Genomic DNA, 22,046 nt, shown 5'->3' with positions numbered 1-22,046 from the left:
AAGTGTGTAAACCAGAATGGGAGGAAAACCAATGAAAGCAGTAGTGTACAGTGAACCAAGAAAATTTTCAGTCACAGAAATTCCAAAACCGGAAGTAAAAGAAAACCAGGTACTGATTAAAGTAAAATCCTGCGGGATATGCAGAACAGATGCCCATATTCATGAAGGGGAATTTATAGCCAGATTTCCACTGACACCGGGACATGAATTTGCAGGTGAGATTGTGGAAACGGGATGTGCCGTGAAGGGATTTACAGTGGGGGACAGGGTGACGGGAGATAATACCGTATTATGCGGAGAATGCTATTATTGCAGAAGAAATATGCCGTTATTCTGTGAAAATTTTTACTCACTGGGATGCAATGGACCCGGTGGTTTTGCAGAGTATGTGGTGGTAAATTATGATAAGGTTTTTCCAATCAGTGACAAACTTAGCTTTGATGAAGCCTGTTTCGCTGAACCACTCGCCTGCGCCATCCATGGCATGGATGTGATTGATGTCCAGTGCGGTGATGATGTCCTGATTTTTGGAGCTGGCCCCACCGGAATATTATTAACCCAATTGATACACCAGGGAGGAGCTGCAAATGTGGTAGTCTGTGCATCCTCAAAGGCAAAGCTGGATCTGATTGAGAAAAATGGTTATGCCAAAACAGTTTTGATGGACAGGAATGACTATAGTGTTCACACAGAGCAGCTGAATCAGATGTTTCCGAAAGGATTTGATGTGGTAATCGATGCAACCGGGGTACCGGCAGTACTTGAACAATGCCTGAATTTTCCTAAGGCAAAAGGGAAAATCGTGGTTTATGGAGTTGCCGGAAATGAGGATACAATCCGAATAAAGCCTTATCAGATATTTGAAAAAGAATTAAAATTAATAGGATCTTTTGCCCAGACACATTGTTTTGACCGGGCTGTTAAATTTATGGAAGAGGGCATTGTTAAAGTGGATGACCTGGCAAGCCATCATTATTCCCTGGATGATTTCGATAAAGCAATGGATCAGATGTTAAATGGCAGAGGACAGATGAAAATTATTATTCATCCAAATGAATAGAGCGATTTTGACGGCTTGTGGCTACCAGCAGGAGAAATCAGGCTGAATTATGCAAAAAGAGGAGGGATTACTTCTTCATGGCAAATGAAATTATTCTGGAAATGAAGAATATTACAAAAGAGTTTCCCGGGGTGAAAGCACTTGATAATGTAAAGCTGACACTGAAAAAAGGTGAGGTACATGCACTGATGGGGGAAAATGGTGCAGGAAAATCTACCTTAATGAAAATTTTGTGCGGTGCTTATACTAATGATAAAGGAAACATCTCTGTAAAAGGAAAAGAGGTGAGCTTCCATTCCACAAAAGATGCAATTGATCATGGAATTACGATGATCTATCAGGAACTGAACCTGGTTCCTGAAATGACAATTGCAGAAAACATCTTTCTTGGAAGGGAAAGCAGCAGGGCAAAATGCCTGATAAATAAATCCGAGATGAATCGGAAAGCAAAGGAACTGCTGGATGAGCTTGGAATGTCCGTGTCACCCAAGATGATTTTAGGAGAATTGACCGTTGCCGGACAGCAGATGATTGAAATTGCAAAAGCAGTTTCCTATCACTCCGATGTTATGATCATGGATGAACCAACCTCTGCAATTTCGGAAAAAGAGGTAGAACAGCTATTTCGCATTATCCGATCACTAACGGAAAAAGGCGTAGCTATCGTATATATATCACATAAAATGGACGAAATATTTCAGATTGCCAATACCATAACCATTTTAAGGGATGGACAATGGGTTTTATCAAAGCCGGCTTCAGAGTTAGATGACGGACTGTTGATTCAGGGAATGGTTGGACGCGAGCTTGGTGACTATTATCCGAAAAAGGCTGCGAAAATTGGGGAAACAGTATTTAAAGTAGAGGGGCTGGATGATGGAAGACTAATCCGGGATATTTCCTTTGATGTAAAAGCAGGTGAAGTTTTAGGATTTGCGGGTTTAATGGGGGCAGGCAGAACAGAAACAGCAGAGATGGTATTCGGACTCCGAAAGAAAAAACAGGGGACGCTATACCTGGAAGGAAAAAAGATCAAGGTCGTTAATCCCAATCAGGCGGTAAAAGAAGGAATTGCATATGTGCCGGAAGACCGGAAGCTCAGAGGTCTGAATTTAATTGGCAGTGTAAAGGACAATATTGTAATATCCGATCTGAAGAGACTGAATAAGAAATTATTTTTGAACACCAGAAAGCTGAATAAAGTAGCGGATGAACAGATTAAGCTGCTGTCAATCAAGACACCTGACAGGGAGGCACTTGCCCTGAACCTGTCAGGAGGAAACCAGCAGAAGATTGTTTTTGTAAAATGGCTGCTGACGAATCCGAAAGTGCTGATATTGGATGAACCAACGAGAGGGATTGATATTGGAGCAAAAACGGAAATTTATGAACTGATCAACCAACTGGCGGCAAAAGGAATTGCAGTTATCATGATTTCATCAGAGATGCCGGAAGTGCTTGGAATCAGTGACCGGATACTGGTATTTAGTGAGGGGCGGATTACCGGAGAGCTAAAGAGAGAGGAATTCAGTCAGGAATTGGTTATGCAGTATGCAACGCCACACAAGGAGGGACAGGAATGACAGAGAAAACCGCAAATCAAATGACAAAACGGTTAAATGGCAAAGATCTATTTAATAAATATGGTATTCTGATGGTGTTTTTAATTCTATTTGTGCTATTAACACTAATTACCAATACCTTTTTTACATCCAGAAACCTGATCAATGTATTAAAGCAGGTGTCAATTAACGGTATTATTTCTGTGGGAATGATGTGCGTACTGTTGACAGGAGGCATTGATTTGTCCGTTGGATCAATCGTGGCACTATCGGGTATTGTAGCCACGACCTTTGCCCATCCGGGAGAATATCCCGTGATTGTACCCATTATCCTTGGGGTTCTGGCAGGAGCAGCCTGTGGTGTAGTAAACGGTACACTGGTAGCATTTTTAAACCTTCCGGCATTTATTGCCACCCTTGGAATGCTGTCTGTCGCATCGGGAGTTGCGTTGGTTTTAAGCAAAGGACGTCCGATCAGTAATCTGAGTGAACAGTTCCGTTACATTGGAGGGGGAACAATACTGGGGCTCCCTATATTGATCTACATATTAGCTGCAGTATTTCTGATTGGGTATCTGATATTATCCTGGACAAAATTTGGGCGGTATTTATATGCTATCGGTGGAAATGAAGATGCTGCGAAAGCATCTGGATTAAGTGTAGCAAGAATTAAACTATTTGTATATATGATTTCCGGAATCTGTGCAGGGCTGGCCGGAACTGTTCTGGCATCCCGTATCAATGCAGGCCAGCCAAATTCAGGAGAAGGCTATGAACTGGATGCCATAGCGGCAGTCGTAATCGGAGGCACCAGTTTAAACGGAGGAATAGGAAAAGTGTCAGGTACAATCCTTGGAGTATTGATTGTGGGGGTTATCAATAACGGTATGGACCTACTGAACATTTCTTCCTATTATCAAAAGATTGTCAAGGGGTCTATTATTGTACTGGCTGTACTATTAGACCGCATAACAAAAAATAAAAACAAATAAAAAGGAGATCAAGGTATGAAGAAAAGAGTGGCAGCATTAACGATGGTTTGTGTACTCGCAACAATTTCACTTGCAGCCTGTGGGACGGCGGATTCAAAAGGGACAACAGAGGGCGGCTCATCGGCTAAGACAGAGGCAGGTACAACAGAAGCAGCAAAGCCGGAAACAGCAAAATCAGAAGCGGAAGCGGATGCAGCGGATGCGGTGGATGAAGCCATTACGGAAGCAGCAGGTAAGGCTTCCGGTGAAAAATATAAGATTGTATTTTCTTCCTATAGCCAGACCGCACAATTCCAGGTACTGCTTGCGGAAGCCATGCAGGATTATGTCAGTGAAAAATATGCGGACACTGTGGATTTCAGTGTTTTAGACGGAAATATGGATTCTGCAACCCAGGTGGGCCAGATCGATAACCTGATTGCACAGAATGTGGATGGAATTTTAATCTGTCCGATGGACGGGGATGCACTGGTCCCGGCAGTAGAAGCTGCAAATGAGGCAAAGGTTCCGTTGATTACAGTAAATGCCCAGGTAAATTCCGATGAGGTCCTGGCGCATGTGGGTTCCGATGATATCGTTGCAGGAGAACTGGAAATGCAGTATGTAGCAGATCAGCTGAATGGTAAAGGAAATATTGTGATTTTACACGGACCAAATGGTATCTCCGCAGAAGTACTGAGAAGAGAAGGCTATGAAAATATATTAAAAAAATACCCGGATATTAAAGTTTTAAGCGAACCAACCTGCAACTGGTCCAGAGAAGAGGCTCTGTCCACAACAGAGAACCTCTTACAGGGAGCCGATGAGATTCAGGCAATCGTAGCACAAAATGATGAAATGGCGATGGGAGCACTGCAGGCAGTCCTGGATAACGATATGGGCGATAAAATCATTGTAACAGGAATTGATGCCATTGACGATGCAAAAGCGGCAATTGAAGCAGGAACGCTGTCAGCGACCGTATTCCAGGATGCAAAGGGACAGGCAGAAGCCGGCATTGATGAGATACTGGATATTGTGAAGGGCGGAGAACCCAAAGATGTATCAATCCCGTATGTTCTGGTAACCAAAGATAATATAGCCGATTATAAATAGAATAAAGAAGAGGGGTTTGTATGAAAAGAGGCGGGGTAATCAATAAAAAACTCAGTGAACAAATAGCAGGATTGGGGCATACGGATTATTTTATGATATGCGACGCAGGCTTTCCCATTCCGGAAGGCGTGGAGAGAGTGGACCTTGCGCTTGCATTTCAGATTCCAACGCTTAAGCAGTGTTTAAAAACCGTGTTGGATGAGGTTGTTGTTGAAAAGGTTTGCATAGCCGAAGAGATGGAGATATATAATCAAGACGGCTATGGGTTTGTTAAAAATGTGTTTGTGAACCAACCGGTGGAATCTATGCCCCAAAACTTACTTGCCAGGATGGCAAAAAAATGCAGGTTTATTTTAAGAAGCGGTGAACTGGCTCCTTATTCCAATGTAATAATGCAGGCAGCATCAGGTGTTGAAGAATATAAAAAAGCATTTATTATTGATATGGATCAGATAACTTAGAGCTATGAAAATGAAAAAGCGGAACATGCTCTGTGTTCCGCTTTTGATAGTTCTAGGCTCTGGCAGTTCAAAAAATTTGAATACGCAATATAATTGTGAATTCTCCAAACTGCTATGCGGACGCTATATACGACTGTTTTTATGGAAGAAAAATTTATACAGAAAAGATGTGACTTTACGAATATGGAAGAATTTGGTATAATGGAACAAATAATTTTAGAAACCCCGGTGGCTAGAAAGGGGAAAATAGGGATAGTGAGTATGAAGAGTACCAGCATGGAATTAAAAAAGATCAACCGTAACAATATCTATCGGCTGATTCTGAATGACAAGAAGATATCAAAGCAGGATGTTGCCTATAAACTGCGTCTAAGCCTTCCAACCGTAAGTCAGAACCTGTCAGAATTAATGGAGATGGATTTAATTGAGGAAACAGGAACCTTTGAATCGACAGGAGGCAGAAAAGCAAAGTGCCTCTCCTGTAATGGGCGTGCGAAGGTGGGAATTGGACTTGATATAACCAAAAACCATATCTCCCTGGCAATTGTGGATCTGACAGGAAATATGGTTGACTGTATCCGGGTCAGACGTACTTTTGAGGCGGACAAGGCATATTATGAAGAGATACGGTCGCTTTTAGAGCAGATCGTTGAGAAAAACCAGATTGACCCCAAAACGGTGCTGGGAGTTGCAGTGACACTGCCGGCGATAATCGGTGGGGATCGAAAGAGTATCCCACAGGTGTATTTATTCTCTCTTCCTCCTGATTTTTATGAGGAATTAAAAGAGTATATCCCATACCCTTATACTTTTTATAATGATTCAAACGGAGGCGGATTCGCTGAAATGTGGTATCGGGAAAAAGGAAAGAATATTCTGTATCTGTTTCTGGGGCCTACCGTGGGAGGTGCCATTTTGCTGGATGACAAGATTTATTATGGAGATAACCAGAGGAGCGGGGAATTCGGACACACAACGCTGGTGCCGGGCGGTAAGAAATGTTACTGCGGAAAAGAAGGATGTGCGGATGCATATCTGGCTTCCTCCATCTTATCGGATCAAACCGATGGGAGTCTGGAAAGATTTTTTAAGCTTCTGGATGCAGGCGACGACCAATGCAGGAAAATATGGGAAGAGTATGTGTATTATCTTTCTGTACATATTAATAATCTGAGAACATTTTTTGACTGCAAGGTAGTATTGGGCGGTTATGTCGGCGGATATATTAAGAAGTATATTAAGGATATCCAGATCCAGGTAGCCGGGCGGAATACCTTTGAAAATGATGGCAGCTATGTGGAGGCCAGTAATTTTTCCTGGTGGTCATCTGCGGTAGGCGGAGCGCTGTTATATGTTTCTGAATTTATAAAAGAAGTTTAATATAATACTGTTAATTAAATTGAATAGAGTTGGAATAAAGACCAGGGGAGGCAGCATGGCAGGCAGAGTCAAAAATGCAAAAATGCTTTTTTTAACAGGTTTCATTCTGCTACTTGTACTAAGCACAGGGTGTATGAATAAAAGCACAAAGCTGGCAGAGGGATTTGATGCGGAGGAATTAAAGAAGGCTTCCGAGCAGGTAGTGGATCAGGTTAATAAGAATGACTATGACAGTTTTATTAATGATGCAGGAGATGAAGTAGCAGAGAGTATTTCACAGGAGAAGTTTGAAAATGAGGTTGTGGCATATGCGAACAGCAAGGGAGCCTTTCAATCTTACGGAAAGCAGGCCGTTATCGGGAAGAAGTATGAGAAAACAGGAGAAGACTGCGGTGTAGTGGTAATGGCAGCGGAATATGAAAATGGAACAATACAGTATACCATAAGCTTTACAAAAGAAATGAAATTGAATGGGCTGTGGTTAAAATAATAGGGTAAATCAGGAGCATGAGAATAAAATGTTCCTGATTTCTTTTTTTGTACGGATAAATTCCGGGGAGTCCAGGCAGGAGGAAGAAGGTGAATCTATGGTAAAAGCCGGCACTTTTATTTCTTTTAAAATACCCCGTGGACATTTTCCAAATATATAAATGCGGTCAGCGAGAATCATAGCTTCTTCAATGTCATGGGTTACAAAAATAATGGTTTGTTTTAACTTTTCCCAAATGGAAAGCACCAGCTGCTGCATTTGAAAACGCAGCATGGGATCCAGGGCTGAAAAAGGTTCATCCATTAAAAGAAGCTGGGGATGCAGGATTAAAGTGCGTGCAAGGGCAGTCCGCTGCTGCATACCGCCGGATAATTCGTTTGGATAATAATTTTCAAATCCGTTTAAATGAACCAGACCGATGTATTCACGGATAGTCTCTTCCTGATCTTTTTTGGAAATGTGCCTGCGGTTTAGGCCATAAGCGATGTTTTCCCGGACATTCAGCCATGGAAAAAGAACTGGCGCCTGGAATACGACCCCGCGGTTAGAAGCAGGACCGGTGATTGCCTGATTTTCCAAAAGCATTTTTCCGGTGTCCGGGATCTCAAATCCTGCAATCATATTCAGAAGTGTGGTTTTTCCACAGCCGCTTGGTCCCAGAAGCGCTACAATTTCATTGGGATTTACGGATATGTTCAGGTCCTTAAATACACAGATAGAATCCTGAAAAGAGGAGCGGTAGCTTTTCGATACGTTTTGAACGGTTAAAAGATGATGGACCATGAGAAACTCCTTTATATATACAATTTAATGCAGTTTAATTATTTAGCATTACACTTTTTGACAGGATAAAACAGATTGCAGATTTTTACCAGCAGAAAATCTGATACTTTGCCGGTTACTGCGATAACCGCCATGCAGGCAAGTACGATATCCACATGTCCAAGCATACGGGCATCTGTCATGATAGCGCCAATACCCTTTGTAACACCGGTGACTTCACCCAAAACCAGGTAAGCCCAGGAGATTCCAAGGCCCAGGCGAAGACCTACCAGAACGGAAGGGAATGCACTGGGCAGGGTCACCGTCCAAAAAAGGGAAAAAGAACCTGCACCCATCATTTGACCTGCACGCAGATAGGAATCAGGAACTTCTTTTGCACCTTGGGCTGTGTTCATATAGATTGGGAAAAAGGTAGCAAGGGATATGAGAAAATGCGTACTTTTTTCGCCAACGCTGAACCAGACAATTGCTATGGGCAGCCATCCGATACCCGGAACTGCTCTCAGAGCATGGACAAACGGATCAAATACTTTCTGCAGCAGGCGGACTCTTCCGGTGAGAAAGCCCAGGATTACGCCAAGTAGTGCAGCGGTCAGAAACCCTTTTAAGACGCGGAAGCAGCTAATCCACAAATTATCAAAGAGTTTACCGGAGTAGGGAGTGACTTTTGAATTACCCAAAATAAAATCAATAATTACGTTCCATAGTTTCTGGGGAGAGGGGAGTACATATTCTGGAACAGCCCCTCTGGTGGTAGCCAGGTACCAGAGCAGAAGGAGAATTCCGGGAATTAATAATCCCCACAGACCAGAGGTTAATGTTGTCAGAGTATTTCTTGCATGTTTTTTGTCCATAGTGCCTCATTCTTGTCATTAATTTTTCTTTGCATTTTCCAGGAAGGTAAGATCGAATAAGGAATCAATGTCAGGCATCTTTGTAATGATACCGAGATCCAGCATTTTCTGCGCCAGATTTTTGGTGTTTTGGATAAAGGCATCATCGATATCCCAGCACAGCTCGATATTGTCGGCTGCAATCTTCAGAAGATCCTTTTCTGTTCCGAATTCTTCCGCCTTATCCAGCCAGGCATCCTGATTTTCATTTAGATACTGAGTTGCCTTGATGTGGGCATCAACCATTTTCTGAACTTCCTCAGGCTTATTTTTAATCGTGTCTTCCGTTACGATCATAGCGGCATTTATGGTTCCGATGCTGTCATCAAAATATGGATAGCTTAAGATTTTCCCATAACCATTTTTAACTGCTTCAGAGGGGTAAGGCTCGCCGCTGCAGAATGCATCAATGGTACCGTCAGCAAGTGCCTGGCCCATATCAAAGAAATCAATCCGAACCAATTCCACATCTTTTTCCGGATCGATGCCATTGCGTTCCAAAACATCTAATAATAAAGCATGATGCATGGTGCCGGGAACATATGCAATGGTCTTGCCCTTTAGATCTGCCTCGGTTTCGATTCCTGAATTTACCCCGGCTACCAGAGCAGAACACTTGTTGCACAGACTGGTTACAATGCGGACCGGTTCATTATTGGACGCAGCGGTAATGGCTGTTACCAGGGTAGTTCCGGTCATATCCAGACCGCCGGATAAAAGGGCAGTTTTCTGGTCTCCGGGATTTGTAAATGGGAGAACTTCTATACCGGAGCTTTTATCGATAAACTGGTCATAAAAGAAGGGCTGGATTGTCTGGGCGGTTTTCCAGGTACCGACTTTTAATTGCGCGGCATCTGGTGCAGCCGTATATGCGGGGGCAGCATTTTCTTTTGCGGATGAACTTTCGGACGCTGAAGGGAATTCTTCTTTTGCATCATCCGTGGATTTTGTAAATTTTTGACAGCCGGCAGCAAATAGCATACTAAAAGTAAGTAACAGGATCAGAAATAAAAATGTAAGTTTTCCTTTAATGGTGTGCTTTTTCATGATATGTATCCTTTCATATAAATTATATATTCAGACCTGAAAATTAATCATTTCCTTCCTGATAAACGGTGTACCCACTATTTTGAAACCATTGTTTTGCTGTGTTTACATCGAACTGTTTCCACTTTTCATTTGGAAAACAGCAGGCATCTCTGGGAATGGCGCCTGTTTCTATTACAACTACATTGGCACCAAACTGAATTGCCAGCTCACTTGCCGGATGTACGCAGATTCCCGGAACTTTATAGCCGCATGCCAGCCTGGTAACTGCGATAATCTGGGCAAGTCTTTTATCACTGATCTGAGGGAATTCTCCGAGAGGAGTACCCTTGACCGGAACTCTTGCCATTGCGCCAGATACAATAGCGCCGTAATCGATAGTCATTTGGCAGATGTCTGCAATTTCTTCATTTGTATGTTCAATACCCACTGGTTCTACCAGGAAAACCAGCTTCAGGGGAGAATTTTTGCATGCATTAAGAGTTGCAGTACGCTCCTCTTTTTTAAATCGGGTATCTTTGCCTTCGCCTAAACGTAAAGAGTGATAAATGAAATCCACACCGCGTCTGGAAAGCTCGTGAGCTTTCGCAGTATCAAATTCACCGACGTTTAAACCGATTTCGTAGGTGCCCGGTACTTCTTGGCGAATCGTCTGAATGAGTGCTTCCAAAACATCCAGGCTGTAAAACTCCGTTGTTCTTAGTACAATCCAGCGTACTGTATTTTCAACATAGTATCTCACATTATCGATAATCTCTGACTCGGAAAAATCCCGTTCCACTTCAACCAATCCCCATTTTTTTCCAAGAGAGCAAAAATCGCAGTTCATCGGGCAGGCTTTAAAATCAACTCCCATAGCGCCCCAAAGGTAAGCACGTTTTTCCGTAATTGTTTGAGCAGCCTCAAAAGCTGCATTTCCAAGTGCCTCAAATGCCGGAGAGTCCAGGGGAATGGACAGAAGGTCAATCATGAGCTGCCGGTCAAGGGATTTCTGATTTAAAGCTGCATTTTTTGCATACTCGATTTTTTCTAATATATTCATTGTATTCTCCTTCAATAAGCTTTATAATAAAAGTCTAGCATATTTTGTGGAATTTTGGTGGTTAACAATATAGCTTTTTGGTAAAAATTTTAGAAAGTATAAATTTTTTACTGTTTTGTGGAGTGATTCAAAAAGGATCTTGTTTTAGATCAGTGAAGCTAAAATGAAACTGCCCGTTTCAGAAACAAAAATTCGAAAAATTGTGGAAAAATGTGTGAAAAAGTTATTGACACACACGGTGATGTGTAATATAATATCTCAATGTGACGTAGTACGTAGACGTTAAAAACCAAAGCCCCGGTGAGACGTTTTACTATAGAAACAGTTAATTATCCAAGGAGGTAAACCAATGAAGAGTTTTATGGCGAGTCCAGCAACAATTGAAAGAAAATGGTACGTAGTTGACGCTACAGGATATACATTAGGTCGTTTAGCATCAGAAGTAGCTAAAATATTAAGAGGAAAGAACAAACCGATCTTTACTCCTCACATCGATACAGGTGATTACGTAATCATCACAAATGCAGAAAAAATCCAGGTAACAGGTAAGAAATTAGATCAGAAGATTTATTATCATCATTCAGACTACGTTGGTGGAATGAAAGAGACTACCTTAAGAGAAATGTTAAACAAGAAGCCGGAAAGAGTTATCGAGCTTGCAGTTAAAGGCATGCTTCCAAAAGGACCTTTAGGAAGATCCATGATGACAAAACTTCACGTGTACACTGGTGCAGAGCATAATCATGCAGCTCAGAAACCAGAAGTATTAACATTTTAAGAAGGAGGTAAAAAACATTGGCTAATGCAAAATTCTACGGAACAGGAAGAAGAAAAAAATCAATCGCAAGAGTATATTTAGTACCTGGAACAGGTAAAGTTACTATTAATAAAAGAGACATCGACAACTATTTAGGTCTTGAGACATTAAAAGTTATCGTACGTCAGCCGTTAGTAGCTACAGAGACCAACGATAAATATGACGTTTTAGTAAACGTACATGGTGGTGGAACAACAGGACAGGCTGGTGCCATCAGACACGGTATCTCCAGAGCATTACTTCAGGTAGACAGCGATTTCAGACCAGTTCTGAAAAAAGCAGGATTCTTAACAAGAGATCCAAGAGCAAAAGAAAGAAAGAAATACGGACTCAAAGCAGCTCGTCGTGCACCTCAGTTCTCCAAGAGATAATAAGAAGTATTATAAGAAAATTAACAGAACCCTTGAAAACTCAGTGTTTTCAAGGGTTTCTCTATGTCTAAAGCAATTATGTGAAAGCCTAAAAAGTTATGAAAACATGTTCGTAACAGACAAGTAGCGGACACATAACAGACAAAAAAGGGGTATTTGAGATAAGACTTATATGGTGGTAGATCAACAAGCGTCAATAAAGGTTTGTCAGAAATAAATTTGATTAGTGGCGTTTTGATGTCTGGGCAAAAAGAATAGGGGGTATTGAAAATCAATACAATTTATAGATTGTATTGAGATACTCCATATGATAAAATGGACGCAAGGACAATCGTGTTGCAGGGTGAGTTGACTCCTATTCTTATAGAATGGGGGTGATGCTTATGAAAAATCATTTTGATTTTAAGGATATAATGACTTTTGGTCTGTTCCTTTTGGCATTACTTACATTCGTTTTTTCGTTTTGTAAGTAGTTCTACATAGCAAAACCGCCCTTGTACTTTGGCGAGTAAGGGCGGTTCTTTAACTAAACTTATGGGTCAACCCCTTGTGGGCGGTTGTTCCTTTTCTATCTATAATATAACATAACATGATATTAAATTCAATAAAAATTTGAGTAATTAAACAGTTTAGAATATTATCAGAATCTGTGGGTAACTAACACGTAACTGACAAATGGCTCATGAAACGCCTATTTTTGGGGTTCGGAGTTCTCCAATATTGACAGTTTGTCAGTTGCGTGTTATTCTATAATAAATTAAGGAGGATAATTATGAGACAGGTGAAGGAACCGGAAGTTCGCAGGGCAGAAATTATCCAGTCAGCTAAAAATTTGTTTTTGATAAAAGGTTTTACAAATGTTACGACGCAGGATATCGTAGATGATCTGAAAATTTCCCGTGGATTGCTTTATTATCACTTTAGGTCTAAGGAGGATATTTTAAAGCATATTGTTGAAGTAGAAGCTGCAGCTGTAAATATGTCACTGCGTAAAATAACATTTGACAATACGTTAAGTCCGGTAGAAAAAGTAAAACTATTTTTTAGTGCGACGATTATTCCTGAATCAGCTAATACAAGAGAAAACCGTTCTTTACAAGAAGCAGTCCGGATGCCCGAAAATACTTATATGATAGATCAGATTTTGCGAAAGTCTGCGGAAACTATGGCGGAGTATTTTGAGTCCATTTTAGTTCAGGGTAATAACTCTGGGGTTTTTTCTGTAGATCATCCCAAAGAAGTCTCCGTTTTTTTAATAACATCTTATCTGTTTACTTTAAACAGCAGGGATTTTTATGCAGAGGATATGGAGGCTGCCAAAAAGTATTTAACTGTTTTCAATCAGCTGCTAGAGAAAGTATTAGGCTGCAAAGAAAATACATTCTAATATCAACGATACTTTATGGTGTCGTTGATATTATTTTGATAACTAACTGACAAGTTGTCGGTAATAAAGGAGATGATTTTATGGGGATTCAACTCACGATGGAACAAATCAAGAATTTAATTCCGATACTTGTTCCCATTATTTTACTGCAAGGTGTATTAATGATTGTGTCACTAATCAGTATTCTGCGAAAAAACGCATCTTTTGATAAAAAGCTTATATGGATGATTGTTGTTATTGCGGTAAGCCTGATTGGCCCGGTAATTTATTTTGCATTGGGAGCAAAGCAATTGGATGAAGATGCATCGGATGGAAAGGAGTAATTGTATGGACGCCATTACAACAATTGGTTTAACCAAGCAGTACAAGGATTTTCATGCAGTGGATAACCTCTGTTTAAATATTCCACAGGGTTCGGTCTGTGGATTTTTAGGAAGAAACGGAGCCGGAAAAACAACTACCATCAGAATGCTGGTTGGGTTGGCACGTCCCACCTCAGGAAAAATTATCCTTCACGGCAGAGAACGGGTTTATGGAGAAAATAGCAATTCTGATATCAGCTATTTACCGGATGTACCCAGCTTTTATAGTTATCTTGCGGCACATGAATATCTGGATTTTTGTGGCAGACTGTATGGAATGAGTGCGAAACAGCGTGGGATGCGGACAAAATACCTATTAGAAAAGGTTGGATTACAATATACAAAAAAAGCAATATCCGGATATTCAAGGGGGATGAAGCAACGCCTTGGAATAGCCCAGGCACTTATGAATTCTCCGAAAACTATCTTCTTAGATGAGCCAATCAGTGCCCTCGATCCTATTGGCAGATATGAAGTGATGGAAATTATTCGTTCCTTACAAGGAAGTGTGACCGTGTTTTTCTCCACGCATATCCTTGCTGATGTGGAGTCCACCTGTGATTATGCAATTATTATGGACCATGGAAAGATTGTTGAGGCCGGTTCAATGGGAAAAATAAAGAAAAAATATGCGGGAAAATCGGCACAGATTAAATTCTACACGGAGGAGGATTGCGAACGAATGATGAAGATTTTTTCTAATTGCAAAGATGTTCTATATGAAAAATGCAATAATTTTGAGTTAAAGCTTTATGCATCTGATATGCAGATGCTAGGAAAAATACTCCCTCACATGTTGTTAGAATCCCAGGCAGTTTTAGAGAAATACCAGGTTTCAGCACCCACACTGGAGAATATTTTTATGGAGGTGACATCGAATGAGTAGTTTTATAACCTTTTATAGAAAAGAATTGATTGAAGGACATCGTACCAAAAAGATCTACATTCTGATGGGTATTTTTATGTTATTTGGAATGGCAAGTCCGATTTTAGCGCGCTATATGCGGGAAATTATCAGCCTTGCCATGGGAAGTGAAGCTCCAATACTCGTAACGGAACCTGTGTGGACGGATAGCTGGGGCCAATTTTATAATAACCTGGCACAGATAGGAGGAATATCCATTCTCTTATTATTCATGAGTGCTGTCTCCGGTGAAAAAATCAGTAAAACAGCAGCATTAACGCTCACGAAAAATCTCCCCCCGGCACATTTTATTATTGCAAAATACTGTGCGGCTGTCTTAATAGTTGTGGCAGCTTTTTTACCGGCATTACTATTATGCTGGGGGTATACCTATTACCTGTTTGGCATTGCAGGCCGGCTATGGGATGTATTCATTAGTGCTGCCTTATATCTAATGTTTGCTATTGTTTTGCTTGCGGTTACGATATTGGCAAGTTCCATAGCAAAAACGGCGGTGAGCTCTGCAATCTTTGCGTTTGGAGGATATTTACTCCTGATCGCTTCTGCTTACCTTCCAGCCATTGGGGGACTAATGCCGGGGAGATTGCTTTTGGCATCGGCAGGCGCAGTCTCTGGTATTGTTACTGTTCAGGGAGTAGCTGGTCAGATACTGGTAGCGATTGTATTTGTTTTGGTATGTATCTGGAGCGCTGTCAGACTGTTCAAATCACAGGAAATTTAGAATGCTAGAGCGTGTTTTAAAATTGCTTTCTGGCAGCTGTGCGTCACAGTTTGTGGGAGATTTGTCCCGGATGAAGGGCGCGTAGCGGGCTACGTAACCTGAATTCGGGGCAAATATGCCGCAAAGTGGGGCGTGCAGATGGCAGGAATGAATTTTCAAACAAGCTCTAGCACTTTTGCCTATCCTTTTTAAAGAGAACCTTTTTAAAGAGAACTATTGACAAAATACCCATTGTGAATTAAACTATAGGGGCAAATAATAACCCGATTTTGATATTCGAAAGGAGTGAATGTATTATGAAAAAACTGGAAATGGTGATTTGTAATTAATTTAATACTGTGTACACAGAGTCTAAGACTGATGTGTGCGTGTAACCCTTTCGTAAATACTGTATAAAACAGACTTGCCAATGGGCAAGTTTTTTTGTACCCAAAATTGGAGGAAATAATTTGAAAATAGTTAAAAAAGAAAGTATTATTAAGGGCCGGATCTGTGAGGTCCAACGTAAAATCTATACAATCGAATCTAAAGATGGAATTGTAAATGCCCAGTTAAAGGGCACGTTTTATAAAGAGGATAGGGAGCTTCCGGCAATTGGTGATTATGTTATGTTTGAACATAATCCTTATGGAGTTTCTTTGATCAGAGAAGTCCTTGAGAGAAAAAGCATTTTGAAGCGGCCAGACCAGTCAGGACATGCAGCAGGATTTGTTAAAAATATGAAAGAACAAATATTAGCTGCAAATTTTGATTTCGTATTCATCGTTGTTTCATTGAATAAAGATTACAATCTTAATCGCATCACAAGATATATTACGGTAACCTTGCAGGGCGGAGCCATGCCGGTTGTGATCCTATCTAAAGCAGATCTCTGTGAAGACAAAGAAAAATATGTGAGAGAAGTGAGCTGCATCTCAGAAAATGTAGATGTATGCGCAGTCAGCGCACTGACAGGAGAAGGGATGGACTGCCTAGACGCATACTTGCAAGAAGGCAGAACGATTGTTTTAGCAGGATCTTCCGGGGTTGGAAAATCAACTTTGATAAATGCAATTACTGGAAAAAACATTATGAAGGTTAGTGAAATACGTGAATCAGATTCGAAAGGACACCACACTACCACACATAGACAGTTAATTACCCTTCCATCGGGGGTGACAATCATAGATTCTCCAGGGATAAGAGAACTGGGGATGTGTGAGGTGAATGAAGGGTTAGAAAACACATTTACGGATATATCAGAACTTATCAGCCAATGCCGTTTTTCTGATTGCAGACATATGACGGAACCTGGCTGTGCTATCATAGGGGCTATTCAGAATCAGACACTGTCAAAATCCAGGTGGGAATTGTATTGCACCCTGAATGAGGAAAATAATTCATGGAGAGGAAAAAGCAGTACAAGATCCGGTAAAATGAAAAAGAATAAGAATAAAAATCAAAGATAGCATAGGAGGTGGCGGAGGTGATAGAATTAAAAGATTTAGAGAATAGATATCTGAAAGGTGCGGTTGCACTTGCTGTAAATGAATATGAGCAGGAGCTCAGGAGTTGTAGATTATTAATACAGGATGATTTTAGGGATAAGATTAGCCATACCATTGAAGTATTATTCCAAAACAGACTTGGAAAAGCCGCAATTCTGGACAATACTCTAATCGGCTATTTGGCCTTCACAGGCCCGATAGAAGGAGCTTTTGGAAATGTGAGAGGGGTATTTTCACCAATTGGAGGAAGTGCGTTTTCAGGAACGGACAGAGGCAGACTGGCATCTCTTTTATTTGCAGAGGCAGCAGAAGAGATCGTCCAAAACGGGATCTGTGGATTTGCTTTGAGCAGATATGCACACGATGACGAAGCCGGCAGAAGTCTTATTATGAATGGGTTTGGTATAAGATGTGCGGATGCAATGCTTAGGCTGTCTGACAGAAAAATTGTGGAAAAAGCAGATAGGGAATTAAAATGCAGAGAGCTAACAGGCAGAGATAAACGATTAGCAGAGCCACTGAAAATGGGGCTGATACACCATCTTCGTAAAGCCCCCACGTTTTTTTGGAAAAGTACAGATGAAAATTCTGAATGGTTTTACGAAGATCATGTCAGAATCTTTGCTGCTGAAAAAGACCGGAAAATTATTGGTTATATGGCTCTGGACGATGTGGGGGAAACTTTTTTATCAGAACATCCGTCCATATCTAATATATGTGGTGCCTATGTGGAAAAAAATTATAGAAAATATGGCGTGGCACAACAGTTATTGGAATATCTATGCCAGATATGTGAAAGTGAAGGTAAGACATATCTTGGCGTTGATTGTGAAACAATGAATCCTGCAGCATTAAGGTTCTGGGGGAAATATTTTGAAAATTATACTTATAGTTATGCTAGAAGAATTGATGAACGTCTGTTGGTTATGAGGTAGACCTCAATAAAAGGTTACAGACATTTTGCAGGGAAATCGCTGCAGCAGATAAAGGCCTCTCCGAATAGCGGAGGGGCTTTAAACGGTTCTCAACATTTTATTTTACTTTATAATAGTCATCAGCGGACAGGAATGTTATAATATTTTTATTCGGTTTCATGTTAATTCCGGATATAACGAATGAAAATAAAGTAATATGATATAAGTGAGAATGCAAATGAAAAAATTAGTAATAGGAATTTTAGCCCATGTAGATGCAGGCAAGACAACGTTGTCTGAGAGTATGCTGTATCTGAGCGGCAGTATAAGGAAATTGGGAAGAGTAGACTATGGGAACGCATTTTTAGATACCTATGAACTGGAACGGGAAAGGGGGATTACCATTTTTTCCAAACAGGCAGTATTTACTTTGGGAGAAACACAGGTGACTCTTTTGGATACCCCCGGGCATGTGGATTTTTCAGCGGAAATGGAGCGTACGCTTCAGGTACTGGATTATGCAATCCTTGTTATAAATGGGGCTGATGGAGTTCAGGGGCATACCCAGACGTTATGGAGGCTGCTGGCACGCTATCAGATTCCTATGGTTTTGTTTGTAAATAAAATGGACCAGAATGGAACGGATAAAGAAGCACTAATGGCAGAATTGAAAAAAAGGCTGGATGAAGGGTGTACCGATTTTGGAACAGAGCAGAACCGGGATGACTTTATGGAAAATCTTGCAATGTGCGACGAGACATCCCTGGAACGGTATCTGGAAACGGGATTGCTAGAGACGGAAGATATTATCAGATTAATAATGGCAAGAAAAGTGTTCCCCTGTTTCTTTGGATCTGCACTAAAACTTACCGGTGTTGAAGAATTTCTAAAAGGGATTGAAACATATATGAAACCTAAGGTATTTCCGGAAGAGTTTGGGGCAAAAGTTTATAAGATTGCGAGAGATGACCAGGGAAGCCGGCTGACATATATGAAAATTACGGGAGGAAGCCTGAAAGTGAAAACTCTTCTGTCTAATGGTTCGGGGAGTACTGCTGAAAGAGGAACCGGGGAAGAATCTGAATATTGGGAGGAAAAGGCAGATCAGATCCGTATTTATTCCGGGAGCAGATATGAGATGGTAAATGAGGCTAAGGCAGGAAGTGTGTGTGCAGTTACAGGCCTTAGTAAAACTTATCCCGGCGAAGGACTGGGGATAGAAGCAGCATCTGAGATCCCGGTTTTAGAACCGGTTCTGACCTATCAGATTCAGCTTCCGCCGGAGTGTGACGTACACCGTATGCTTTTGCAGCTGCGACAGATGGAAGAAGAAGATCCGCTGCTGCATATTGTATGGAATGAACAGCTAAATGAGATTCATGCCCAGTTGATGGGAGAAGTGCAGATCGAGATTTTAAAAAGACTGATTTTGGAACGGTTTGGCGTTGCGGTTGAATTTGGTACCGGAAATATTTTATATAAAGAGACCATACAGGAAGCGATAGAAGGGGTGGGGCATTTTGAACCCCTTCGCCACTATGCGGAAGTTCATTTACTGATGGAGCCTTTGGAGGCGGGAAGCGGTTTACAGTTTTCGTCTGCCTGCAGTGAAGATATATTGGATCGGAACTGGCAGAGATTGATTTTGACACATCTGGAGGAAAAGGAGCATTTAGGAGTACTGACAGGATCACCCATTACAGATATGAAGCTTACGGTAGTTACAGGACGGGCGCACCAAAAGCATACGGAAGGCGGAGATTTCAGACAGGCGACTTATCGGGCTGTCAGACAGGGGTTAAAGAAAGCAAAAAGTATTTTGCTGGAACCGTACTATGAATATCGTTTAGAAGTCCCGGCGGAAATGATTGGAAGGGCATTAGCGGATATGCAGAAAATGCACGGAACCTTTGGATCGCCTCTGATGGAAGGGGAAATGTCTGTACTTTCGGGAACTGCGCCGGTAGTGACTATGAGGGATTATCAGACGGAGGTAATCGCATATACCAAAGGAAGAGGCAGGTTGTTCTGTACATTTAAAGGATATGCGCCCTGCCATAATGCAGATGAAGTAATAGAAGCAATTGGGTATGATTCTGAACATGATCTGGATAATCCTACCGGGTCTGTTTTCTGCTCTCATGGGGCAGGCTTTGTGGTTAAGTGGGATCAGGTGCAGGAATATATGCATGTGGAAAGCGGATTATCCTTACCGGAGGTGGAGGTGAAAAGAGGTATTTCAGAAGCGCTATCCTCATCGTCTGTGCCGGGGGAGTCGGGGGGCTGGCAAAGTGAAAAAGAATTAGAGGAAATCTTTGTCAGGACATTTGGACCGATTAAACGGGAACGAAGTGATTCCTCGTTTCGCAGTACCTCTGTAAATAAAGACGAGACCAAAGTAAAGATCAGGCAGAAACCGGATATGCAGGATGAGTATCTGTTGGTGGATGGCTATAATATCATTTTTTCATGGGATGAACTCAAAGATCTGGCAGAAGTCAATATTGAGAGTGCCAGAAATAAACTGATGGATATACTATGCAATTATCAGGGATATAAAAAGTGTACTCTGATTCTGGTTTTTGATGCTTATAAGGTGGAAGGGAATATTGGAGAGGTGCTTTTGTACAACAATATTCATGTGGTTTATACGAAGGAAGCGGAGACGGCAGATCAGTACATTGAGAAAGTAGTGCATGAGATCGGAAGAAAATATCATGTGACAGTGGCTACTTCTGATCGCCTGGAACAGGTAATTATCATGGGACAAGGTGGAAATCTGCTCTCTGCAAGGGGGCTGAAAGAGGAAATTGAAATCGTGAATAATGAGATTCGAAATGAATGTCTGGCGAAACGGCAAAACAGCCGGAATTACCTGTTTAACCATATGTCGGATGAAATGGCTGATTATATGGAGGATGTGCGGCTGGGGAAGAAAGAGATAAAATAGTTTCCTCGCTGGGACTCTTATTATTACCGTTAATCCCTGAGAGAATTTCGCATTAGGGATTAATTTTAATCAGAAAGTTCTGCGGGATGGCAAACGCATTCCTGACTGATTTCCTGGAAATACATGGATAAGACAAGAGAATAAGCAAGGAAGAGCTAAAAAATATTACGGCTTATTTTATCAACCATGGGATGGACAGTAAGGATGCGATATACAGATGCCAAATGTTTACCTGTATGGATTGAAAACAATTTAATTCGTACTCAAGAGAAGGGAGAAAATACAATTTGAGAAAAGAAGCATCGATTACATTGTGGAAAGAATTATATCAGGTTGCATTGGAACTAAAGGCTTTAGAGCCCTGGAAATATTTTTGGGACTGTGATCTTGTGTCCATAGAACTGCAAGAATCCGGGGAAGATGTTTTTTGTAGTATCATGGGATCCGGCGGAAATTATTATGGTGTTGGCGTTTATGAGGGGGTAGAAGGTCTGGAAGATTTTGAAATGCTTACATCAATGGAAAAATTGGGTCTTCCCTTTGAATATGTGATGTTTGAACAGTCAAGTTTAAGCTGCTGTTTTGGGGATAGAGAAGATGTTCCACCAGAGCAGAAAAAATTAATCAGGGAACTTGGGTATAAATTCAGAGACAAAGGGGAATGGCTATATTTCGAATCATTTAAGAAGAGATATGCACCTTATATTCCGGATGAACGGGAAGTTAAAGTTTTACTTGAGACCTTTAAAGGGCTTATTATGGCTTTTGTAAGTGTTGTCTATAGAGGACTTAAGGTAGATTTTGAACATGGAGAAATGGTGAGACGTGTCTATAATAAAGAACGTGATGAGTGGCAGAACTTTGCAATACCTTACCCTAAAATTCAAAAAAATTTTCCTAAAGTTACTTTTCGGGATGATACAGTAAAAAAACGCTTAAAAGGGTTGAAAAAGAGCAATACAGAACTTGTAATTGATATTGCGTATATGAATACCAGAGTTCAGGAAATAGGACATGACAGACCGGTTAATCCATTACTGTTTATTGCGTTGGACGGGAATTCGGGAACAATTATAGAATTGGATTATTTGCAAATGGATACAAATGAAATTGATAAAATATTACAGTTTTTTATTTTATATGTGGAAAAAAATGGACTTATGAAAGTAATTCGTGCCAGAAATCCATGGGTGTTAGCTGCGCTTAAGGATATTTGCAAATATTGTGAGATAAGGCTGGAACAGGATTCGTTATATGAGTTGGATGATATGCTTCATGAAATAAAATCATCTGTTATTCCGTGATAT

Annotated in this window: 21 protein-coding genes and 2 pseudogenes; 18 read left to right on the top strand and 5 right to left on the bottom strand. The window is 41.0% G+C overall.

Annotated features, from left to right (window positions below; genetic code table 11):
- Positions 1–31 precede the first annotated feature (31 nt).
- The 7 genes from QR40_RS09925 (at position 32) to QR40_RS09895 (ending at position 7,040) form a co-directional block, all read left to right on the top strand.
- The gene (locus QR40_RS09925) at positions 32–1,060 is read left to right on the top strand and encodes a zinc-dependent alcohol dehydrogenase family protein (protein ID WP_027296317.1); all 1,029 of its coding nucleotides are present in this window, start codon (positions 32–34) and stop codon (positions 1,058–1,060) included.
- 77 nt (positions 1,061–1,137) lie between these two features.
- On the top strand, positions 1,138–2,643 hold the full coding sequence (locus QR40_RS09920; protein ID WP_044294715.1) for a sugar ABC transporter ATP-binding protein: 1,506 nt from the start codon (positions 1,138–1,140) through the stop codon (positions 2,641–2,643).
- Complete coding sequence (locus QR40_RS09915) at positions 2,640–3,614, top strand: ABC transporter permease (RefSeq protein WP_027296319.1); 975 nt, start codon at positions 2,640–2,642, stop codon at positions 3,612–3,614. Before QR40_RS09920 ends, QR40_RS09915 begins: the two co-directional genes overlap by 4 nt.
- A gap of 15 nt (positions 3,615–3,629) precedes the next feature.
- Positions 3,630–4,709 (top strand): substrate-binding domain-containing protein, encoded by a 1,080-nt coding sequence (locus QR40_RS09910; protein WP_044294714.1) that lies wholly within the window; start codon positions 3,630–3,632, stop codon positions 4,707–4,709.
- Between the two features lie 20 nt (positions 4,710–4,729).
- Positions 4,730–5,170 carry a D-ribose pyranase gene (rbsD, locus tag QR40_RS09905; RefSeq protein WP_027296321.1) on the top strand — a complete coding sequence of 147 codons (441 nt, stop codon included), beginning with the start codon at positions 4,730–4,732 and terminating at the stop codon, positions 5,168–5,170.
- A 141-nt stretch (positions 5,171–5,311) separates the two neighbouring features.
- Positions 5,312–6,550 carry an ROK family protein gene (locus QR40_RS09900; RefSeq protein WP_052378001.1) on the top strand — a complete coding sequence of 413 codons (1,239 nt, stop codon included), beginning with the start codon at positions 5,312–5,314 and terminating at the stop codon, positions 6,548–6,550.
- Between the two features lie 55 nt (positions 6,551–6,605).
- Positions 6,606–7,040, top strand: coding sequence for a DUF3887 domain-containing protein (locus QR40_RS09895; protein ID WP_027296323.1), 435 nt, complete (start codon positions 6,606–6,608; stop codon positions 7,038–7,040).
- Between the two features lie 9 nt (positions 7,041–7,049).
- Here QR40_RS09895 and QR40_RS09890 read toward each other — a convergent pair whose 3' ends face one another.
- Genes QR40_RS09890 through QR40_RS09875 form a run of 4 tightly spaced genes read right to left on the bottom strand, consistent with a single transcriptional unit; the run spans position 7,050 to position 10,805 of the window.
- Complete coding sequence (locus QR40_RS09890; protein ID WP_044294713.1) at positions 7,050–7,823, bottom strand: ABC transporter ATP-binding protein; 774 nt, start codon at positions 7,821–7,823, stop codon at positions 7,050–7,052.
- 38 nt (positions 7,824–7,861) lie between these two features.
- Entirely contained in the window at positions 7,862–8,677 is an 816-nt protein-coding gene (locus QR40_RS09885) for an ABC transporter permease (protein WP_044294712.1), read from the bottom strand.
- Between the two features lie 18 nt (positions 8,678–8,695).
- Positions 8,696–9,763: an ABC transporter substrate-binding protein gene (locus QR40_RS09880; protein ID WP_242858481.1), complete on the bottom strand. Its 1,068-nt coding sequence runs from the start codon at positions 9,761–9,763 to the stop codon at positions 8,696–8,698.
- 43 nt (positions 9,764–9,806) lie between these two features.
- Positions 9,807–10,805 carry a biotin synthase BioB gene (locus QR40_RS09875; RefSeq protein ID WP_044294711.1) on the bottom strand — a complete coding sequence of 333 codons (999 nt, stop codon included), beginning with the start codon at positions 10,803–10,805 and terminating at the stop codon, positions 9,807–9,809.
- Between the two features lie 349 nt (positions 10,806–11,154).
- Between QR40_RS09875 and rplM the strand changes: the two genes are divergently transcribed.
- From rplM to QR40_RS09845, 6 genes are all read left to right on the top strand, one after another.
- Positions 11,155–11,583: a 50S ribosomal protein L13 gene (gene rplM, locus QR40_RS09870; protein ID WP_027296327.1), complete on the top strand. Its 429-nt coding sequence runs from the start codon at positions 11,155–11,157 to the stop codon at positions 11,581–11,583.
- 17 nt (positions 11,584–11,600) lie between these two features.
- Positions 11,601–11,993 (top strand): 30S ribosomal protein S9, encoded by a 393-nt coding sequence (gene rpsI, locus QR40_RS09865; protein WP_027296328.1) that lies wholly within the window; start codon positions 11,601–11,603, stop codon positions 11,991–11,993.
- A 772-nt stretch (positions 11,994–12,765) separates the two neighbouring features.
- Entirely contained in the window at positions 12,766–13,380 is a 615-nt protein-coding gene (locus QR40_RS09860; protein ID WP_044294709.1) for a TetR/AcrR family transcriptional regulator, read from the top strand.
- 80 nt (positions 13,381–13,460) lie between these two features.
- The gene (locus QR40_RS09855) at positions 13,461–13,703 is read left to right on the top strand and encodes a PLD nuclease N-terminal domain-containing protein (RefSeq protein WP_052378002.1); all 243 of its coding nucleotides are present in this window, start codon (positions 13,461–13,463) and stop codon (positions 13,701–13,703) included.
- A gap of 4 nt (positions 13,704–13,707) precedes the next feature.
- Positions 13,708–14,628, top strand: coding sequence for an ABC transporter ATP-binding protein (locus QR40_RS09850; protein ID WP_044294707.1), 921 nt, complete (start codon positions 13,708–13,710; stop codon positions 14,626–14,628).
- Entirely contained in the window at positions 14,621–15,388 is a 768-nt protein-coding gene (locus QR40_RS09845; protein ID WP_044294704.1) for an ABC transporter permease, read from the top strand. The genes QR40_RS09850 and QR40_RS09845 overlap by 8 nt, the downstream gene beginning before the upstream one ends.
- Here QR40_RS09845 and QR40_RS33120 read toward each other — a convergent pair.
- Positions 15,374–15,487, bottom strand: a pseudogene (locus tag QR40_RS33120) (DUF6783 domain-containing protein); the annotation flags it as partial. The gene QR40_RS09845 and the pseudogene QR40_RS33120 sit on opposite strands and share 15 nt — an antisense overlap.
- On the opposite strand from QR40_RS33120, the pseudogene QR40_RS33115 reads away from it, so the two are divergent.
- The 5 genes and pseudogenes from QR40_RS33115 to QR40_RS09825 form a co-directional block, all read left to right on the top strand.
- Positions 15,464–15,580: pseudogene (locus QR40_RS33115) on the top strand (DUF6783 domain-containing protein); the annotation flags it as partial. The pseudogenes QR40_RS33120 and QR40_RS33115 sit on opposite strands and share 24 nt — an antisense overlap.
- 257 nt (positions 15,581–15,837) lie before the next feature.
- Positions 15,838–16,836, top strand: coding sequence for a ribosome small subunit-dependent GTPase A (gene rsgA / locus QR40_RS09840; protein WP_081998843.1), 999 nt, complete (start codon positions 15,838–15,840; stop codon positions 16,834–16,836).
- 17 nt (positions 16,837–16,853) lie between these two features.
- Entirely contained in the window at positions 16,854–17,810 is a 957-nt protein-coding gene (locus QR40_RS09835) for a GNAT family N-acetyltransferase (RefSeq protein WP_044294700.1), read from the top strand.
- A gap of 217 nt (positions 17,811–18,027) precedes the next feature.
- Positions 18,028–20,739, top strand: coding sequence for a translation factor GTPase family protein (locus QR40_RS09830; RefSeq protein WP_044294698.1), 2,712 nt, complete (start codon positions 18,028–18,030; stop codon positions 20,737–20,739).
- Positions 20,740–21,026: 287 nt separating this feature from the next.
- Positions 21,027–22,043, top strand: a complete 1,017-nt coding sequence (locus QR40_RS09825) for a DUF7309 domain-containing protein (RefSeq protein WP_044294695.1) — start codon at positions 21,027–21,029, stop codon at positions 22,041–22,043.
- Positions 22,044–22,046: the final 3 nt, after the last annotated feature.

Source organism: Robinsoniella peoriensis (genome assembly GCF_000797495.1).
Lineage (GTDB): Bacteria > Bacillota > Clostridia > Lachnospirales > Lachnospiraceae > Robinsoniella > Robinsoniella peoriensis.
The sequence above is the reverse complement of the archived record's forward strand: the minus strand, read 5'-3'. Positions and strand labels throughout refer to the sequence as shown.

Excerpts from the sequence above, each read along its gene's own strand:
- QR40_RS09910 (WP_044294714.1), top strand. The coding sequence starts at position 3,630 with ATGAAGAAAAGAGTGGCAGCATTAACGATGGTTTGTGTACTCGCAACA.
- QR40_RS09830 (WP_044294698.1), top strand. The coding sequence starts at position 18,028 with ATGAAAAAATTAGTAATAGGAATTTTAGCCCATGTAGATGCAGGCAAG.
- QR40_RS09880 (WP_242858481.1), bottom strand. The coding sequence starts at position 9,763 with ATGAAAAAGCACACCATTAAAGGAAAACTTACATTTTTATTTCTGATC.
- QR40_RS09915 (WP_027296319.1), top strand. The coding sequence starts at position 2,640 with ATGACAGAGAAAACCGCAAATCAAATGACAAAACGGTTAAATGGCAAA.
- QR40_RS09845 (WP_044294704.1), top strand. The coding sequence starts at position 14,621 with ATGAGTAGTTTTATAACCTTTTATAGAAAAGAATTGATTGAAGGACAT.
- QR40_RS09875 (WP_044294711.1), bottom strand. The coding sequence starts at position 10,805 with ATGAATATATTAGAAAAAATCGAGTATGCAAAAAATGCAGCTTTAAAT.
- rplM (WP_027296327.1), top strand. The coding sequence starts at position 11,155 with ATGAAGAGTTTTATGGCGAGTCCAGCAACAATTGAAAGAAAATGGTAC.
- QR40_RS09925 (WP_027296317.1), top strand. The coding sequence starts at position 32 with ATGAAAGCAGTAGTGTACAGTGAACCAAGAAAATTTTCAGTCACAGAA.
- QR40_RS09890 (WP_044294713.1), bottom strand. The coding sequence starts at position 7,823 with ATGGTCCATCATCTTTTAACCGTTCAAAACGTATCGAAAAGCTACCGC.
- QR40_RS09855 (WP_052378002.1), top strand. The coding sequence starts at position 13,461 with ATGGGGATTCAACTCACGATGGAACAAATCAAGAATTTAATTCCGATA.
- QR40_RS09885 (WP_044294712.1), bottom strand. The coding sequence starts at position 8,677 with ATGGACAAAAAACATGCAAGAAATACTCTGACAACATTAACCTCTGGT.
- QR40_RS09920 (WP_044294715.1), top strand. The coding sequence starts at position 1,138 with ATGGCAAATGAAATTATTCTGGAAATGAAGAATATTACAAAAGAGTTT.
- QR40_RS09860 (WP_044294709.1), top strand. The coding sequence starts at position 12,766 with ATGAGACAGGTGAAGGAACCGGAAGTTCGCAGGGCAGAAATTATCCAG.
- QR40_RS09895 (WP_027296323.1), top strand. The coding sequence starts at position 6,606 with ATGGCAGGCAGAGTCAAAAATGCAAAAATGCTTTTTTTAACAGGTTTC.
- QR40_RS09850 (WP_044294707.1), top strand. The coding sequence starts at position 13,708 with ATGGACGCCATTACAACAATTGGTTTAACCAAGCAGTACAAGGATTTT.
- QR40_RS09900 (WP_052378001.1), top strand. The coding sequence starts at position 5,312 with ATGGAAGAAAAATTTATACAGAAAAGATGTGACTTTACGAATATGGAA.
- rbsD (WP_027296321.1), top strand. The coding sequence starts at position 4,730 with ATGAAAAGAGGCGGGGTAATCAATAAAAAACTCAGTGAACAAATAGCA.